General features: G+C 62.2%; 16 protein-coding genes. 14 read left to right on the forward strand and 2 right to left on the reverse strand.

Annotated features, from left to right (window positions below):
- Positions 1–32: 32 nt before the first annotated feature.
- Positions 33–1,847, reverse strand: a complete 1,815-nt coding sequence (locus tag ACMZ6R_RS13705; RefSeq protein WP_416112368.1) for a methyl-accepting chemotaxis protein — start codon at positions 1,845–1,847, stop codon at positions 33–35.
- A gap of 303 nt (positions 1,848–2,150) precedes the next feature.
- On the reverse strand, positions 2,151–2,729 hold the full coding sequence (locus tag ACMZ6R_RS13710) for a DedA family protein (protein WP_416112370.1): 579 nt from the start codon (positions 2,727–2,729) through the stop codon (positions 2,151–2,153).
- Positions 2,730–2,946: 217 nt separating this feature from the next.
- On the opposite strand from ACMZ6R_RS13710, the gene ACMZ6R_RS13715 reads away from it, so the two are divergent.
- The 14 genes from ACMZ6R_RS13715 to ACMZ6R_RS13780 all read left to right on the forward strand — a co-directional run bounded on the left by ACMZ6R_RS13715 (position 2,947) and on the right by ACMZ6R_RS13780 (position 14,924).
- Positions 2,947–3,423, forward strand: coding sequence for a chemotaxis protein CheD (locus ACMZ6R_RS13715; RefSeq protein ID WP_416112372.1), 477 nt, complete (start codon positions 2,947–2,949; stop codon positions 3,421–3,423).
- Positions 3,420–4,274, forward strand: a complete 855-nt coding sequence (locus ACMZ6R_RS13720) for an HDOD domain-containing protein (protein WP_416112374.1) — start codon at positions 3,420–3,422, stop codon at positions 4,272–4,274. The genes ACMZ6R_RS13715 and ACMZ6R_RS13720 overlap by 4 nt, the downstream gene beginning before the upstream one ends.
- 12 nt (positions 4,275–4,286) lie before the next feature.
- Positions 4,287–5,054 carry a tRNA lysidine(34) synthetase gene (locus ACMZ6R_RS13725; RefSeq protein ID WP_416112375.1) on the forward strand — a complete coding sequence of 256 codons (768 nt, stop codon included), beginning with the start codon at positions 4,287–4,289 and terminating at the stop codon, positions 5,052–5,054.
- Between the two features lie 17 nt (positions 5,055–5,071).
- The gene (locus tag ACMZ6R_RS13730) at positions 5,072–5,968 is read left to right on the forward strand and encodes a M23 family metallopeptidase (protein ID WP_416112377.1); all 897 of its coding nucleotides are present in this window, start codon (positions 5,072–5,074) and stop codon (positions 5,966–5,968) included.
- Positions 5,969–6,001: 33 nt separating this feature from the next.
- Positions 6,002–6,781 (forward strand): flagellar biosynthetic protein FliR, encoded by a 780-nt coding sequence (gene fliR / locus ACMZ6R_RS13735; protein ID WP_416112379.1) that lies wholly within the window; start codon positions 6,002–6,004, stop codon positions 6,779–6,781.
- 15 nt (positions 6,782–6,796) lie between these two features.
- On the forward strand, positions 6,797–7,870 hold the full coding sequence (flhB, locus tag ACMZ6R_RS13740; RefSeq protein WP_416112381.1) for a flagellar type III secretion system protein FlhB: 1,074 nt from the start codon (positions 6,797–6,799) through the stop codon (positions 7,868–7,870).
- A gap of 32 nt (positions 7,871–7,902) precedes the next feature.
- A complete protein-coding gene (gene flhA, locus ACMZ6R_RS13745) occupies positions 7,903–10,005 on the forward strand; it encodes a flagellar biosynthesis protein FlhA (RefSeq protein WP_416112383.1) in 2,103 nt (700 codons plus the stop codon).
- The gene (locus ACMZ6R_RS13750; protein ID WP_416112385.1) at positions 9,995–11,119 is read left to right on the forward strand and encodes a flagellar biosynthesis protein FlhF; all 1,125 of its coding nucleotides are present in this window, start codon (positions 9,995–9,997) and stop codon (positions 11,117–11,119) included. The genes flhA and ACMZ6R_RS13750 overlap by 11 nt, the downstream gene beginning before the upstream one ends.
- Positions 11,120–11,128: 9 nt before the next feature.
- Complete coding sequence (locus tag ACMZ6R_RS13755) at positions 11,129–11,995, forward strand: MinD/ParA family protein (RefSeq protein WP_416112387.1); 867 nt, start codon at positions 11,129–11,131, stop codon at positions 11,993–11,995.
- Complete coding sequence (locus ACMZ6R_RS13760; RefSeq protein ID WP_416112389.1) at positions 11,937–12,731, forward strand: FliA/WhiG family RNA polymerase sigma factor; 795 nt, start codon at positions 11,937–11,939, stop codon at positions 12,729–12,731. The genes ACMZ6R_RS13755 and ACMZ6R_RS13760 overlap by 59 nt, the downstream gene beginning before the upstream one ends.
- A gap of 112 nt (positions 12,732–12,843) precedes the next feature.
- Positions 12,844–13,227: a chemotaxis response regulator CheY gene (locus ACMZ6R_RS13765; RefSeq protein WP_416112391.1), complete on the forward strand. Its 384-nt coding sequence runs from the start codon at positions 12,844–12,846 to the stop codon at positions 13,225–13,227.
- A gap of 92 nt (positions 13,228–13,319) precedes the next feature.
- Positions 13,320–14,078: a flagellar basal body-associated protein FliL gene (locus ACMZ6R_RS13770; RefSeq protein WP_416112393.1), complete on the forward strand. Its 759-nt coding sequence runs from the start codon at positions 13,320–13,322 to the stop codon at positions 14,076–14,078.
- Positions 14,079–14,393, forward strand: coding sequence for a hypothetical protein (locus ACMZ6R_RS13775; protein WP_416112395.1), 315 nt, complete (start codon positions 14,079–14,081; stop codon positions 14,391–14,393).
- Positions 14,394–14,504: 111 nt separating this feature from the next.
- Positions 14,505–14,924 carry a hypothetical protein gene (locus ACMZ6R_RS13780; RefSeq protein WP_416112397.1) on the forward strand — a complete coding sequence of 140 codons (420 nt, stop codon included), beginning with the start codon at positions 14,505–14,507 and terminating at the stop codon, positions 14,922–14,924.
- Positions 14,925–15,223: the final 299 nt, after the last annotated feature.

Below are 15,223 nucleotides of genomic sequence, written 5' to 3' on the forward strand. Positions count from 1 at the left end.
AGCCCCTCCCAGCCTGCGCCTTGGGTTCGTGGTTAAAACAATTCGACATTGTCCCCGAATTCCCCTGCGTCGGTGGACGCCGCCTCGGGGGCCGCCATACCCGGATCGGCCTTTTTCTTCCCCACCGGGGCCAAGCCAAACGCCGTTTCGTGCACGGCCCGCTCCGCCTCCATGGTGTAGCGATCGTAAAGCTCGCGCAAGCGCGTGCTGGTGCCTTGCCCGCCTTCGGGCACGATTTCCCGGGCCTTGGCCACCTGCCCGTCCAGAGTCCGGCGGATGGCGGCCAGACGGGAGCCGATCTCGCGGTCGAAGTCGATGCCCTGCCCCACTTCGGCGGCCCGGGTCCCGAGGGAGGCGCTGGCGTCGTGCAGAAAGGCGAAAAGCGACTGGCACTTCTCCGCGGTCACCGAAAGGTCGGCCAGGACGGCGTCGAGCTCGCCCACCACCCGCCAGGCCTCGGACTGGTCGTTGTGCTTGCCGGCGTTGTCCTGAAGCGTCTTGGCGGCGTTTGAAATTTCCCCGAGGATGGCGGCCACGGCGTCGGTCTGTCGCCTGGCGTCGGCGGACAAATGCTGGATGGCCAGGGCCAGCACGCCGAGCGCCGCGCCGGCCTCGCCGGTATGAGCGGCCTTGATGCTGGCGTTAAGCGCGATCAACTCGATTTCCGCCCCAACCTCCTCGATGGCCTCGATGGAATCGCCCATGTCGGTGATGGTGGCGGCCACGGAGTCCATAATGCCGCCCAAAGCTTCCCCCTGGGCGGCGAAATCGCCCAGCTCGGCCTTGACCGAGGCAATGCCCGCCTGCACGCGGGCCAAAGGACTGGCCTCGCCGGCCCTTCCGCCCACAGCGGCGATGTCCACGCCGATGCCCCGGATACGGGAGGCCAGGGAGGCGAGACTTTCGCGCAACACCCCCGCCGCCTCGGAAAAATGGCGATCGGCGCTTGCCAGTTGCGAATCCTGCAATGTGAGCACGTCGGCGACAAAGGCCACCAAATCTCTGGCGTCCTCGCCATTGTCGTCGTCCTTGGGACCGGCTTCGAGCAGCCCGGACACCTCGGCCAGGGCGCGTTCGGCATGCTCGATCTGCTGACGGACGATATCGTGGGATTGCAACGACCTGACAGCCTGGCCGATATCGGCTTCTATCTCACCGGCAGCCAGGGACAGCTGACGGGAGACCACACCGGAACGGTCGGCCATGTCGGCCACATTCTCGATATTGGACGTCAGTTCCCGGGAGATGACGTCGTAGCAGTGCTCCTGGGCTTTGATGATGCCCCGGGTCCGTTCCTTGGCCGCGTGCACATGGCCGCGCAGGGTCTCGACCTTGGCGGCGATGGCCCCGCAATGATCCACGATCAGATGGGCGAGCTTCTCCACGTCGTCAGCCAGGGTGGAAAAACCGCGTCCATCGGCGCCAAGGCGGGCGCTTTCGATGCGGGTGGCAATGCCGAGCATGCTCAAGTGCTTGACGATCTTGGAAAAGGCCGAGGTGATGGAGGAAAGTTCCTCGACGATCCTGCCGACATTCTCAATGTCAGCCAGGCTGCGACGGCCGGCGTCGTTGGCCGAGACATCGGTCAGGTCGGTCAGCTCGCCGGAAAGGCGGCCGAGGGAGGCGTGCATGTCCACGCCGGCGGTCTGTTCCACCAACTCGTGGGCATTGCGCGAAATGTCCTCGCACCCCGATTGCAAGGCCATGAGGTTTTCCCCGAGGCTGAGGAAATCCCGTTCACGCCCTTTCATGAGGGACGACAGGCCGTGTTCCATACCGCCAAGAGCCGCGCGGCATTGACGCAGCATGTCGACAGTGGACTGCGCGTGGTGCATGGTATCGGCCATTATTCCCATCTCCGCCGCTTCGGCTTTACGAAGAGCGACGCCGGACATTCGCGCTTGACACTGCCGCGCGCATTTCCAAACAACACCCACGGACGAGATGCCGGGGTCATGGAGAAACTACACGTTTTTTTGCGGATTTCAAAGGATTCCTTTGCCGTCGTACAAGTCGCGCAACACACCCCCCTGACCACAGCACGGCGGAGCGCGATTCGTTTTTCCCGTGAATCTCCTGAAATAGCCAGTATAGTCAACCTAATAGTCGGTTGGATATGAAGAGAATGTACGAGGTTTGCAGGCGCAAGGCTAGCGGCGGCGCACCCGCTTGACGACCCAGACGACGACGATGGCCACAGCGGCCAAGCCCAATATGGCCAGTTCGGCATGGTGCACGTTGTCGATCAGCCGGATCAACACGTTTTCCAGAATGCTGCCAAAGGCGTAGCCCACCGAGGCGAAGGCCACGGCCCAGACGGCCGCACCGATGGCGTTTAAACAGAAGAACTTGTGCACGGTGATGTCGGCCGTACCGAGGACGAACGGCGTAAGGTTGCGCAGGCCGTAAAAAAAACGGAAAGAAAGAATAAGGATTTCATGATACTTCTTGAGCATGGTATGGACCCGCTCGGCCCGTATCCGCCATTTCTCGCTTTTTTGGATCAGCCGGCGGCCAAAGTGGCGGCCGACGAAAAAGGCCGTCTGGTCCCCGGCCAGGCTGCCGGCGAAGGCGAAAAGAATCACGTAGCGCAAATCCAGTCCGAACTGCGGTGACTGGGCGGCGAATCCGGCCAGGAGCAGGATGGTCTCCCCTTCGAGAAACGTGCCGATAAAAAGGGCGAGGTACCCGTATTGCTCAATGATGTGCTTGAAAAATTCGATGGACATCGCCGGCTCCTGATGGGCCTTTGCCCGGCTTCCGCAGCGTCTGCGAAAACCTGGGGAAAGTATGCGCTTGCCCGGATTCTGTCCACAACCATGGTCGGGGACACGGCCCGGGGGCTGGCGCGGCCTTGTCCTTGTCCGGCTTTCCAGATAAGCTTATCCCCCGGATTTCAAAAGACCTTAACCATTTTGCCGTCAAGGACCACCCAGGCCGCAGCCCATGGAGATCATCGTCAGCATCTCCGACATGAAGGTCACCACCCGGGCCAAGGATGTGCTTGTCACACATGCTTTGGGCTCGTGCCTGGGGCTTGCCGTCTACGACCCCACGGTCGGCGTGGCCGGGCTCATCCATTGCCTGCTGCCCGTTGCCAGGGACGGCGCCAAGGGGCCTGTCAAAAACCCCTACATGTATGTTAACCTGGGCGTACCGCAAATGATGCGCGCCATGTTCGGTCGGGGCGCCACCAGGGAAAACATGATCCTCAAGGCCGCTGGTTGCGGCCGGATGATGCATATTTCCAACCAGTTCGACACGGGAGCCAACAATTTCGCGGCACTGAAAAAACTGCTGCAGATAAATGAAATGCGCCTGATCGCCGATGACGTCGGCGGCACCATTCCGCGCACCATGCGTCTCTTCGCGGAAACGGGCAGGGTTGTGATCTCATCTTGCGGGAGGTCGTGGGACTTATGAGCCGACGCGAGGAAATCATCCAAAAGGCCACGGCCATCCCCCAGATGCCCATGCCCGTGCAGAAGGTTCTGACCTATATCGGCAACCCCGAAGCCGACCTGCGCGAACTGGCCCGGATCATCGAGTACGATCCGGGGCTCACGGTCAACGTGCTGCGCATGGCCAATTCCTCGTTCTTCGGTTCCGGCGGCAAGGTGAGTTCGGTCAAGGAGGCGCTGATGCGCCTGGGATTGCACCGGGTCTACCAGCTCGTGATCGCCTCCGGGGTCGCCCCCATGACCCGCAACGCCGTCGAGGGCTACGGCCTGCGGCCCGGGGAACTGCTGGAACATTCCGTGGCCGTGGCCACGGCTTCCGAGAGCCTGGCCAGGGAACTGGACTTGACAGCTCCGCCCCACACCTTCACGGCCGGCCTGCTCGTCAATATCGGCAAGACGGTGCTCGGCTCCTTTCTGGAGGTGGACGCGGCGCCCATCCTGGCCCTGGCCCATGAACGCCAGATATCCTTCGAGCAGGCCGAGGAGGAAGTGCTCGGCATCAACCACGCCGAACTCGGGGCCGTGCTGCTCGAGCGCTGGTCCATCCCCATTCCCATCGTCAACGTGGTGCGCTACCGCCTGCGGCCAGACGACTGCCCCGAGCCGGACCTGGCCCTGGACCTCGTGCACGTGGGCGACGTCATCGCCAAGATGACCGGCATCGGCATGGGCATCGACGGCATGCAGTACACGCCTTCCGAGTCCGTGTTCGCCCGCCTCGACGTCACCCCCATCCAGATGGAAAACGTCATGGCCGCCATCCTCGAGCACATCGCCGAGGTGCGCGGCATTCTCATGGAAAACACGCTGTAACCGGGAAGATTCATGACGGGCGCGACAAAATTTCTGCGGACCCGGGACCTGGGCTATGCTCAGCGGACCTGCGTGGCCAAGGCCGGCAAGCTCATGATGCATACCGGTCAGCTGACGCCGAGGGCCCGGGTCGGCGTGGCTGTTTCCGGCGGCGTGGACAGTCTGGTCATGCTGGCCGTGCTGGGTATCCGCCGCCGCATCGTGCCCTTTCCCGTGGAACTCATGCTGCTCCATTTAAACCCTGGTTTCGACAGGGAAAACCATCTGTCGCTGCTTGATCTGGCGGCGGATATGGGTTTGGCCTCCCATATCGAGGTCACGGACTTCGGGCCCCGGGCCTTTTCCGAGGAGAACAAAAAAAACTCCCCCTGTTTTTATTGCGCCTGGCTACGCCGCAAGCGGCTGTTCGACCTGTGCGCGGCCTACGGGCTCACCCATCTCGCCTTCGGCCACAACGCCGACGACCTGGCGGCCACCTTTTTCCTCAATATTTTCCAAAACGGCCGCGTGGACGGCCTGTCCTGCCGGGAATCCTTTTTCGACGGACGGCTGACGGTCATCCGCCCGCTTCTCCTGGTGGACAAAAAGACCATCATCCGGGCATCCAAGGCCTGGGAACTGCCGGTTTTCGCCAATTCCTGCCCCATGGCCGGCAAGTCCATGCGCCACGAGGCCGAACAGTGGGTCGCCGGCATCTGCGCCGGCGACAAAAAACGCGCCGTCAACCTGGAGCATGCCCTGGGTCGTTGGCAGCTTGACAAGGACGCAACGCCCCGTTAGCCGCCTACCCAGCCGTCATGTTTAAAAACTACCATATCGTCGTTTTCCGGGACCAGCACGGCGTGTGCCGCAAACTGCGCCTACGGGGCTGGCTTTTCGCCGCCATCCTCATCCTGGCCGCCATGCTTGTGGCCGGCAACGTCTTTCTCGTAAGATATTTTTATAATTATAAACAGATGGAACGCGACGTGACCGCCAAGGAAAAGCAGGCCATGGAGCAAACCACCCAGCTTCTGGCCCTGTCGGAAAAGGTCAAGACACTGGAAGCGGACCTCACCAGACTGCGCGGCTTCGACGCCAAGCTGCGCCTGATGGTCGGCCTGGACAAGGAGCCGCGCGACGTTTCTCCGGAGGGGGCCGGGGACAAGGATTTCGAGAAAAAATACCTGCCGCTGTACCGCCAGGAAATGCTCACCCGCAAGCTCCACGAGTTTCTCGGCCGCCTGCGCGATACCGCCTCCCTGGAGCGCGCGCGCCAGCGGGAACTGTTCGACGCCCTGTCGCAGGAGGGAAGCCTGCCCGCCTCCATGCCCATGTCCTGGCCGGTGACCGGCTGGATATCCTCGCCCTTTGGCGAGCGGGTTTCGCCCTTTACCGGCAAGAAGGAGCTGCACAAGGGCCTGGATATCTCCGCCCCCATCGGCACGCCGGTGGTGGCCCCGGCCGACGGGACGGTGACCTTCGCCGGCGAGGCCGACGACGGGGGATTCGCCGTGACCGTCGACCACGGCGGGGGGCTGACCACCTCCTACAGCCATCTGCGCGACGCGGAAGTGGCCGCCGGCCAGACCGTCAAGCGGGGCCAGTTGATTGGCCACGTGGGCGACCTCGGCCAGTCCACGGGCCCCCATCTGCACTACGAGACGCGCCTCGGCGGCGTGCCCGTGGACCCCATGCGCTACATCCTGGAATAAACTCCCTGGCCCGGGTTTTGCTTGCCGCACGGCATGAATCTGTTCCAATTCGAGCCCGCCACCGTTTTCAGTTTCGTGCTGACGCTCATGCGCATAAGCTTGGTGGTGTTTCTGCTGCCTTTTTTCGGGGCCAACTTCCTGCCCAATATGGTCAAGGCGGCGTTTTGCCTGATGCTGACCCTGGCCGTTTTTCCCATGCTGTCCTTTCCGGGGACCATGATGCCGGGCAACGTCTGGTCACTGTCGCTGATGCTCCTTGGCGAGGTGGTCATGGGGCTTTTGCTCAACATCCTGGTCCTGTTCCTCTTCTCGGCCGTGCAGTGCGCCGGCTCCATCATGGGCTTTTCCATGGGCTTTTCGCTCATGAACAGCATGGACCCCATGACCGGCGCGTCGGAGTCGGGCCTCGGGCACCTGATGAGCCAGGTGACCACCATGCTTTTTTTGACCTTAAACGGCCATCTGGTCCTGCTCGGCGGGCTGGCCCAGAGCTTCAAGCTGGTGCCGCCGGGCGGGCTTTTCATAAGCCCGGCCCTGGGCGAACATCTCATCACCTTTTCCGGGCAGATGTTCGTCATGGCGCTTAAAATCGCGGCCCCGATCATGGCCTCGATCTTCCTGGTGGACCTGGCCTTGGCGTTGGTGGCCCGGGCCGCGCCCCAGATGAACGTGCTTTTCATCGGCTTTCCGCTCAAAATCGGCGTGGGCTTTCTCTTTATGACCCTGGTCTTCGGCGCGCTGGCGCTGTACGTCGGGCGCTATATCGCCGAGATCGGCCCGATGTACGCGCTCATGCTCAAGGCGTCGGGATAAGCCGCCTTTTCCGCCATGGCCAAAGATCCGAGCAAAACAGAACAAGCCACCCCGAAACGGCGCGACAAGGCCCGCGAAAAGGGGTCGGTCCCCCGCAGTCAGGAACTGCCCAAGCTCACCGTGCTTTTCACGGGACTCTTTGTCATCCGTTTGACGATCAGCTCTCTGGGCGACGAGCTCCAGGAGGTGTTCACCTTTTTCTTGGGCCAGCGCCTCCGGTTCGAAGCCACCCCTGATGCGGTCTACGCCCTTGCCTGGATGCTCTCCGGCAAGCTGGCCGTAATGCTGCTGCCCCTTTTTCTGGTCATCGCCGTCATCGCCTTTGTCACCCAGCGGATACAGGTCGGCTCCATTTGGCACTCGAAGCTGTTCGAGCCGGATTTCAGCAACCTCTTCAATCCCATGGGCGCGCTGCAAAAGCTCCTCATTAATCCAAGGACCCTTGTGCAGCTCGGCAAGCAAGTGGGCATGGCCGCGGCCATCGCCGTCGCGCCCTATCTGATCCTCAAAAACAAATTCAACGAATTTTTACCGCTTTTCTACCAGACGCCCCATACACTGACGGTTTTTCTGCTGCAAAACGGCTTCACCATGGTGCTCTACACCCTGGCCCCCATGGTCCTCATCGCCGTTCTCGACGTCTGGTACACCCGCTGGGACTACGAAGAAAACCTCAAGATGACCAAGGACGAGATCAAGGACGAAACCAAGCAGTCCCTCGGCGACCCGGCCATCAAGCAACAACAGAAGCGCAAGATGATGGAAGTCATGCAGCGCCGCATGCTCCAGGATGTTCCAAAGGCCGACGTGGTCATTACCAACCCGACCCACCTTGCCTGCGCCCTGCGCTACGACCCCAAGGAGTCCCCGGCCCCGCTGCTTCTGGCCAAGGGCGCCGATCATCTGGCCGAAAAGATCAAGGAAGTCGCCCGGGAAAACCACATCCCCATCCGGGAGAACAAGCCCCTGGCACAGGCTTTGTATAAGAATGTGGAAATTGGCCAGACCATTCCCGAGGACCTCTACCAGGCAGTGGCCTCGATCCTGGCTCAGCTCGACAAGTTCAAGCGTCCCGGCCACATCCGCTGATCGGCCAAGGCCGGGGCAAAGGCGTCAAAAACATGGCGAAGATAGCCGAACCGGTCAAATTCAATTACGAGCGCTTCACCAAGCAGGGCGACCTCATGCTGGCCGGTGGCGTGGTGTTGATCCTGTTCGTCATGTTGGTGCCCGTTCCGCCGGCCTTTATCGACCTGATGCTCACCTTTTCCATCTCGATCAGCCTGGTGGTGCTTATTACCAGCATGTTCATGGGCTCGCCGCTGGAATTCTCCATCTACCCGTCCCTGCTTTTGGTCACCACCATGCTGCGCCTGTCCATGAACGTGGCCTCAACGCGCCTGATCCTGCTCCACGGCGACGAGGGTCCCTCGGCAGCCGGCCACGTCATCCAGGCTTTCGGCCAGTTCGTGGTGGGCGGCAACTACATCGTCGGCTGCGTCATCTTCCTGGTCCTTTTCGCCATCAACAAGAAGGTCATCGTCTCCGGCACCACTCGTATCGCCGAGGTGGCCGCCCGCTTCACCCTGGACGCCATGCCGGGCAAGCAGATGGCCATCGAGGCGGACTTGAACGCCGGGATCATAAACGAAAAACAGGCCACGGATCGTCGCGAAGCCATCCGCAAGGAGGCCGACTTCTACGGCGCCATGGACGGCGCGGGCAAGTTCGTTTCCGGAGACGTGACCGCGACGATCATCATCACGGCGATCAACATCTGCGGCGGTTTCCTCATCGGCGTCATGCAAAAGGGCATGGACTGGAAGGACGCCGCCCAGACCTATACCCTGCTCACCATCGGTGACGGCTTGGTCTCCATCATCCCGTCCATCATCATTTCCACCTCTGCCGGCCTGATCGTGTCCCGGGCCGCGGCCGAAGCCAAGATGGGCGAGGAATTCCTGGCCCAGCTCACCTTCCATCCCCGGGCCCTGCGCATGGTCTCGGGCATCCTGCTTTTATTCGCCATCGTCCCGGGCCTGCCCACGCTTCCCTTCCTCATCATGTCGGTTCTGATCTTCTTCGTGGCCCGCCTGTCCGGAAAGCAACAGGATATGCTCAAGGCCGAGTCCGAACAGCAGGAGAAAAAGCCGGCCCCGGAACTGGAAACGCCCGAAGAGGTCCAAACGCTGCTGCCTCTCGACGCCCTGGAACTGGAAGTGGGCTACGGGCTCATACCGCTGGTCGACGAGGAGCAAAACGGCAACCTGCTGACGCGCATCCGCTCCATCCGCCGCCAGTTCGCCCTGGACATGGGCGTGGTCGTGCCCTCGCTGCACCTGCGCGATAACCTGCAATTGCGCCCCGGCCAGTACGTGGTGCTCATAAAGGGCAACGAGGTGGCCTCGGCCGAAATCCTCATCGACCATTACCTGGCCATGGACCCGGGCGACGCCAAACACCGCATCAAGGGCGTGGAAACGCGCGAGCCGGCCTTCAACCTGCCCGCGCTGTGGGTGCCGGAACTGCAAAAGGAAGAGGCCATGCTGGCCGGCTACACCGTCGTCGACCCGGCCACGGTCATCGCCACCCATTTGACCGAGGTCTTCAAGCGGCACCTGCACGAATTCCTGGGCCGTCAGGAAGTGCAGACGCTCCTCGACAACCTGGCCAAGCGCGCGCCCAAGGCCGTGGAGGACCTGGTGCCCGGGGCCATGAATCTCGGCGGCGTCCAGAAGGTGCTGCAAAACCTGGTCAAGGAAAACGTGTCCATCCGCGACATCCTGACCGTGGTCGAAACCATGGCCGACTACGGAAGCTCGGTCAAAGATCCCGACCAGCTCACCGAATACGTCCGCTCGCGCATGGGCCGCACCATCGTCAAGCCCTACCTCACGAGCGAAGGCGCGCTGCCCATCTTGAACCTCGCGCCCAAGGTCGAGGGGGCCATCCAGGAAAGCGTGCGCCAGACCGATCACGGCGCCTATCTGGCCATGGAGCCGGGGCTCGCCCAGCGCATCATCCAGGCCATCCAGAAGTCCATGGACAAGGCCATGCTGACCGAGGGGCAGCCGGTGCTTTTGACAACGCCGCTGGTGCGGCCGCACCTTTCCCAGCTCCTCTCGAGGTTCATCCCCAACCTGCCGGTGATCTCGCAGGCCGAGATTCCCGCCGAGATCAAGCTGCAATCCGTCGGCAACATAGGACTGACCAATGCGGGTTAAGACTTTTCGCGGCGAAAGCATGGCGGCCGTGCTCTCCCAGGTGCGCCAGGAACTCGGCTCCGAGGCCGTCATTTTGGGCAACCAGACCGTGCGCGAGGACGGACACTGCCTTTGCGAGGTCATGGCCGCCCTGGAACAGCCGGAAAAGCCCTTGACACAGCCCCAAAAGCCGGCGGCCCCCACCCCCGCCCGGGAACGCGCCGCCGGCCCGGCGCGCCAGGCCGCGACCGCCTCCCCCGGGCCGGCGGACTGGACCCGGGAATGGGACGAAATCAAGGGGCACATGCTGGCGCTTCTGCGGCCGCGCATGGATTTCGGCGTCCTGGCCCCACGCCAGCGCCTGGCCCTGGAATATCTCGAGCGGGAAGGCGTGGACGAGGCCTCGATCCTGGCTCTTTACCGCTCCATCGTCGATGGCGGCGAGGACAAGGTGATTCCGGCCCTGTCCCGGATGGTGCGCGTCAAACCCCTGACAGTCAGCCAATGGCCGCAAACCGCCCACATGTTCGTCGGACCGAGTGGCGTGGGCAAGACCACCGCCCTTGTGCGCCAAGCCCTGGCCGCGCGGCGGGAAGCGCCCGGTCGGCGGGTGGTGGTGGTCAACGCCGACGGTGATCGCGGCAAGGGAAGGCTCCTTTTGCGCCACTATGCCGAACTGTCGGGCCTGACCTACGCCGAAGCCGACGGCCCCGAGGGGTTCCGCCGCCTTCTGGACGAGGCGCGGCCCGGGGACGCGGTGTTCGTGGATACGCCGAGCCTTCGCGGCGAGGGGGCCATGGCTGGCTGGTGCCGGGAGATGGGCCTCGCCGACCGGACGGACCTGTGCGCCCATCTGGTCCTATCGCCGCTTTACGCCCCGGCGCAGGCGGCGCATTTTCTGCGCGTCTACGCCTGTGCCCCACTTTCGAGCATCATCTGGACGAAGCTCGACGAAGCCTGTAATTATGGTTGCCTTGTCAATATGGCGCATGCCGCGTCCCTGCCCGTTTCGGCCCTGACCCACGGACCGGAACTGACCCAGGGCATGACGCCGGCCTCGGGCAAGGCCGTGTGGAAACTGCTTTTCAAACACCAGTTGCCCGGCGAGTATTCCGATGCCGCCGCCGGCGTTTAAGGACCCTGCATGGCTAGCCGCACATCCGCACTGCCGCCAAGCGCCTCCCAAGGGACGGACATCCCCCGGGTGATCTCCGTCACCTCGGGCAAGGGCGGCGTCGGCAAAACCAATATTTCGGTCAATCTGGCCTATTGCCTGTCCAAGATGGGACGCAAGGTCGTGCTGCTCGACGCCGACCTGGGGCTGGCCAACGTCGACATACTGCTTGGGCTCACCCCCAAGATGAACCTGTTCCATCTCTTTCACGAGGGTGTGGATCTGCGGCAGGTGCTGATGGAAACGCCGTTCGGATTTTCCATTCTGCCCGCCTCCTCGGGCGTCAGCGAGATGCTGGCCCTTTCCACCGGCCAAAAGCTCGACCTGCTGGAAGCCATGGATTACCTTGAAGGCCGCATCAATTATTTGCTAGTGGACACCGGGGCCGGAATCAATGACAATGTCATTTATTTCAACTTGGCCGCGCGGGAACGGCTGCTTGTGCTGACCACCGAGCCCACGTCGCTCACCGACGCGTATGCGCTTATAAAGGTCATGCACCTGCATCACGACGTGCACCGCTTCCGCGTCCTGGTGAACATGGCCCCGAGCCTCAAGGCGGCCAAGGCCGTGTACGAAAAGTTGTCCACGGCCTGCGACCATTTTCTGTCGGGCATCTCCCTGGATTTCACGGGCGTTGTGCCGAGCGACCCGGCAGTAAAAAACGCGGTGATCCGCCAAAAACCGTTTTGCCACCTGACGCCGGACGCCCCGGCCAGCAAGAAGCTGCAGGAACTGGCCCAAACGATCGATTCCTGGGACGTGGACGCCAAGCTCGATGGAAACATCAAATTCTTCTGGAAAAAACTCCTCTTCCAGGAACAGCCCCTGGCTTGACCTCGAATCCGGGGCGAAACGGTGGGACGATTTCGATGCGCGCGATCGCCAGGAGATCGTGCGCCACTACTCGCCCAAGATCAAAATCGTGGCCACGCGGCTCAAGGCCAAGCTGCCGCAGTCCGTGGAGCTGGGGGAGCTTTTAAGCGCCGGGGCCATGGGCCTTATCGAGGCGCTGGGCAGATTCCGGCCGGAACTGGGCATCAAGTTCGAGACCTATGCCGAATCCCGCATCAAGGGAGCCATGCTCGACGACCTGCGGCGCATGGACTGGTTTTCCAGGGGCCAGCGCCACCGGGTGCGCACCTTGGAGGAGGCGACGCGGCGCATCGAAAGCGACTCCGGCCGAACCCCTTCCGTCGAACAGCTGGCCGAGGCCACGGGGCTTAGCGAACGCGAGGTGACCCAGGGCCTCGAGGCCCTGCAAAACCAGCTGTGCCTGAGCCTCGACGCCATCACCGAAAATATCTCCTCCTACCAGAAGAACCAGCTGGAAAACGAACCCTACAAATCAGCCGAGTTCAGGGAGCTCGTCGACAAGCTTGCGTCCCTGATCGATGATTTGACTCCCCGGGAAAAGCTGGTATTGTCGCTTTATTACGGCGAGGAATTGAACATGCGGGAGACTTCCGAGGTCATGGGCATCACCGAGGGGCGCGTATCGCAACTGCACTCCCAGGCCCTGGCCAGGCTTCGCCAAAAGTTCAAAGCCCAATTCAACATCGAGCAGCACTGACGCCGGTATGGCCCGAGGCCGGTTTACCCCGGCAAAAAAAGAAAAACCGCCATGCCGCGCGTCGCCCCGCGTCGGGCGACTGACGGGCATTTGCAAGCACAGGAGAAAAGCCATGGCCGCCAACAAGGAAATGCGCATCCTGGTCGTCGACGATTTTTCCACCATGCGCCGCATCATAAAGAATATTCTCAGGCAGTTGGGTTTCAACAACATCATCGAGGCCGACGACGGCAGCACCGCCTGGGAAACCCTCAATAAAGACAAGGTCGATTTTATCATCTCCGATTGGAACATGCCCAAGATGCCGGGCATTGAACTGCTGCGCAAGGTGCGTTCCAGCGAGGAATTCGTCGATACGCCGTTCCTCATGGTCACGGCCGAAGCCCAGCAGGAAAACATCATCGAGGCCGTCCAGGCCAAGGTCTCCAACTACATTGTCAAACCCTTCACGGCGGAGACCCTCGGCCAGAAGATAGACAAGATTTTCGAAAAGTAATCCGCTTGCCGTCAGGCTTAGGCCCACGCGCCATGTGTGTGGGGTGAGGGACAGGCAAAGCCGCCAGGGCCCTTCACGGGACGGTCTGCTCCATGCCGGCCCGACGCACCATCCTCGCGGCGCGAAGCGGCATACGCCACGAGGCACCCATGGCTGTCGACGACGGTCTCGAGTCCCAGGTCAAGGCCAAGCTCGACGACAGCGAGCTGTCCGACGACCTCCCCAAGGCGCTGCAAAAGGTCGACCTCGACCTCGACGATGCGCCCTTTCTCGAAGACGAGGAAGAGGCCCCCGCCGCCGAGGAAGGTCAAGCCGAGGAAGCGACGCCGTTCCCGGTCGAGACCGAGGGGAAAAAGCCTTCCCGCAAAAAAAAGCTCATTTTGATCGCCGCGCCGGTGCTGTTGCTCGTCATCGGCGCGGCCGTCTTTTTTCTGCTGCACAAAAAGCCCGCGCCACCGCCGGCTCCTGTCGAGGAGACGCCGCCGGTCGAGCAGGCTCCGCCGCCGGAACCGGTGCCCACGCCGCCGGAACCGCCCGCGCCCAAGCAGGAAATCGTCATCCCCATGGAACCCTTCCTCGTGGATTTGACCGACTCCCAGGGCCACACGCGCTTTCTCACCATCCGCTTCACGGCCGTGACCCAGGAAAAAGCCGTGGAGCTGGAATTCAAGCGCAACATCATTGTCCTGCGCGACGCCGTGTATTATTATCTGAAGAATAAGAAATTGGAGTTTTTGACCGATAAGAACAATGCCGATGTCCTGAAGAAAGACGTGCTGTCGGTCATAAACCAGTTTATCGGAGCTCAACCGTTGGATAACCTGCTTATCGAGGATTACCTGGTGAAGTAGATGTCCATCGATCTGACCACGATCTTCCAGGCCATGCCCTACGTGCAAAACGTGGCCCATGCCGAGTTGGTCCAGCCGGACGCCGCCCTGGCCTCCGCGCAGGTGCTGGCCCAGCAGGCCCTGGCCGAGCAACGCAAGCAGCCCCAGCGCATCGAAGAGCAAAGCGCCACGGATTCCGTCGGCGACGAACACCAGCGCCAAGCCGGCGGCGAACAACAACATCGCCCGCGCCGCCACCCCGAGCCGGAGCCCGAGGAAACCCAGGCCAGCAATACGTCGCCGTTTGCCGGCCAGATCATCAACCTGAAAATATAAGGACCCGCGCGGCCGGAGACGTCGCCACATGCCCGGGGTCGGTAGCGGCCGCCGTCCATGGCCTGTTCCGCTTACGCCCTGCCTCCCCGCGCCGGCCCGGATGTCCGCCTCATGAATGGCTATTCCACCCTTGTCATCTTTCTGACCGTCTGCGAACTGGCCCTGCTCCTTTTGGTGGTGCTTTTTTTCTCCCGGCTGCGCCGGTCCGAGGACCTGCTGGCCAAGATGCAGAAAAACCAGGACGGGCTCCTCAAAAAGCTCGACTTCAACGCCAGGCTCGAACAGGAGCTGGTGGGCAGCTTCCGGCAACGGCAGGCGGAACTGGCCGAGCTCGACCAGAAGCTGGAGCAGCGCCGCGGCGAACTGGAGAAGCTGGTCAAAAAAGCCGAGGAATGCATCCGGTCACCGGATTTTTTGCGCCAGATCATCAAAAACGGCTCCCGCCGGGGCCAGTCCCCCATGGCCCTGGCCAAGGCCACCGGCCTGTCCCTGGAAGAAGTGGAACTGATCTTGGCCCAGGAAAAGCCATAGGCATTGAGGCCACCGGGGCGCTGCCCCGGTCCCCGGCAGGAGAGGCTCCGCCTCTCCTGCACCTCTCCGCCGGGGGACTTGATGTCCCCCGGGCCCCCTTTTACCGGGTTGGGATGGCGGGTGGCGGTGCGGTTGGAGGTATCTTGTCGCCGCAATCGGCCCGGCGACACGAGGGGCTTTCGCCCCTCGACGCCGGACGCGATTGCGGCGACAACCGTGCCAGCGGCGAAGCGCCGCATTTAAAAAAAGTAATACCCTTAACCTATTAGGAGTTTTTGGGGAAGGTGGGGGTCCGGGGG

This window comes from Solidesulfovibrio sp. C21, from assembly GCF_047785625.1.
In the GTDB taxonomy this organism is placed as follows: Bacteria; Desulfobacterota; Desulfovibrionia; order Desulfovibrionales; family Desulfovibrionaceae; genus Solidesulfovibrio.

Bases quoted from the DNA above. Each gene is read 5' to 3' on its own strand.
- ACMZ6R_RS13775 (WP_416112395.1), top strand. From the start codon at position 14,079: ATGTCCATCGATCTGACCACGATCTTCCAGGCCATGCCCTACGTGCAA.
- ACMZ6R_RS13780 (WP_416112397.1), top strand. From the start codon at position 14,505: ATGAATGGCTATTCCACCCTTGTCATCTTTCTGACCGTCTGCGAACTG.
- ACMZ6R_RS13760 (WP_416112389.1), top strand. From the start codon at position 11,937: ATGGAAACATCAAATTCTTCTGGAAAAAACTCCTCTTCCAGGAACAGC.
- ACMZ6R_RS13755 (WP_416112387.1), top strand. From the start codon at position 11,129: ATGGCTAGCCGCACATCCGCACTGCCGCCAAGCGCCTCCCAAGGGACG.
- ACMZ6R_RS13715 (WP_416112372.1), top strand. From the start codon at position 2,947: ATGGAGATCATCGTCAGCATCTCCGACATGAAGGTCACCACCCGGGCC.
- ACMZ6R_RS13765 (WP_416112391.1), top strand. From the start codon at position 12,844: ATGGCCGCCAACAAGGAAATGCGCATCCTGGTCGTCGACGATTTTTCC.
- flhA (WP_416112383.1), top strand. From the start codon at position 7,903: ATGGCGAAGATAGCCGAACCGGTCAAATTCAATTACGAGCGCTTCACC.
- ACMZ6R_RS13705 (WP_416112368.1), bottom strand. From the start codon at position 1,847: ATGGCCGATACCATGCACCACGCGCAGTCCACTGTCGACATGCTGCGT.
- ACMZ6R_RS13750 (WP_416112385.1), top strand. From the start codon at position 9,995: ATGCGGGTTAAGACTTTTCGCGGCGAAAGCATGGCGGCCGTGCTCTCC.
- fliR (WP_416112379.1), top strand. From the start codon at position 6,002: ATGAATCTGTTCCAATTCGAGCCCGCCACCGTTTTCAGTTTCGTGCTG.
- ACMZ6R_RS13770 (WP_416112393.1), top strand. From the start codon at position 13,320: ATGCCGGCCCGACGCACCATCCTCGCGGCGCGAAGCGGCATACGCCAC.
- ACMZ6R_RS13710 (WP_416112370.1), bottom strand. From the start codon at position 2,729: ATGTCCATCGAATTTTTCAAGCACATCATTGAGCAATACGGGTACCTC.
- flhB (WP_416112381.1), top strand. From the start codon at position 6,797: ATGGCCAAAGATCCGAGCAAAACAGAACAAGCCACCCCGAAACGGCGC.
- ACMZ6R_RS13725 (WP_416112375.1), top strand. From the start codon at position 4,287: ATGACGGGCGCGACAAAATTTCTGCGGACCCGGGACCTGGGCTATGCT.
- ACMZ6R_RS13730 (WP_416112377.1), top strand. From the start codon at position 5,072: ATGTTTAAAAACTACCATATCGTCGTTTTCCGGGACCAGCACGGCGTG.
- ACMZ6R_RS13720 (WP_416112374.1), top strand. From the start codon at position 3,420: ATGAGCCGACGCGAGGAAATCATCCAAAAGGCCACGGCCATCCCCCAG.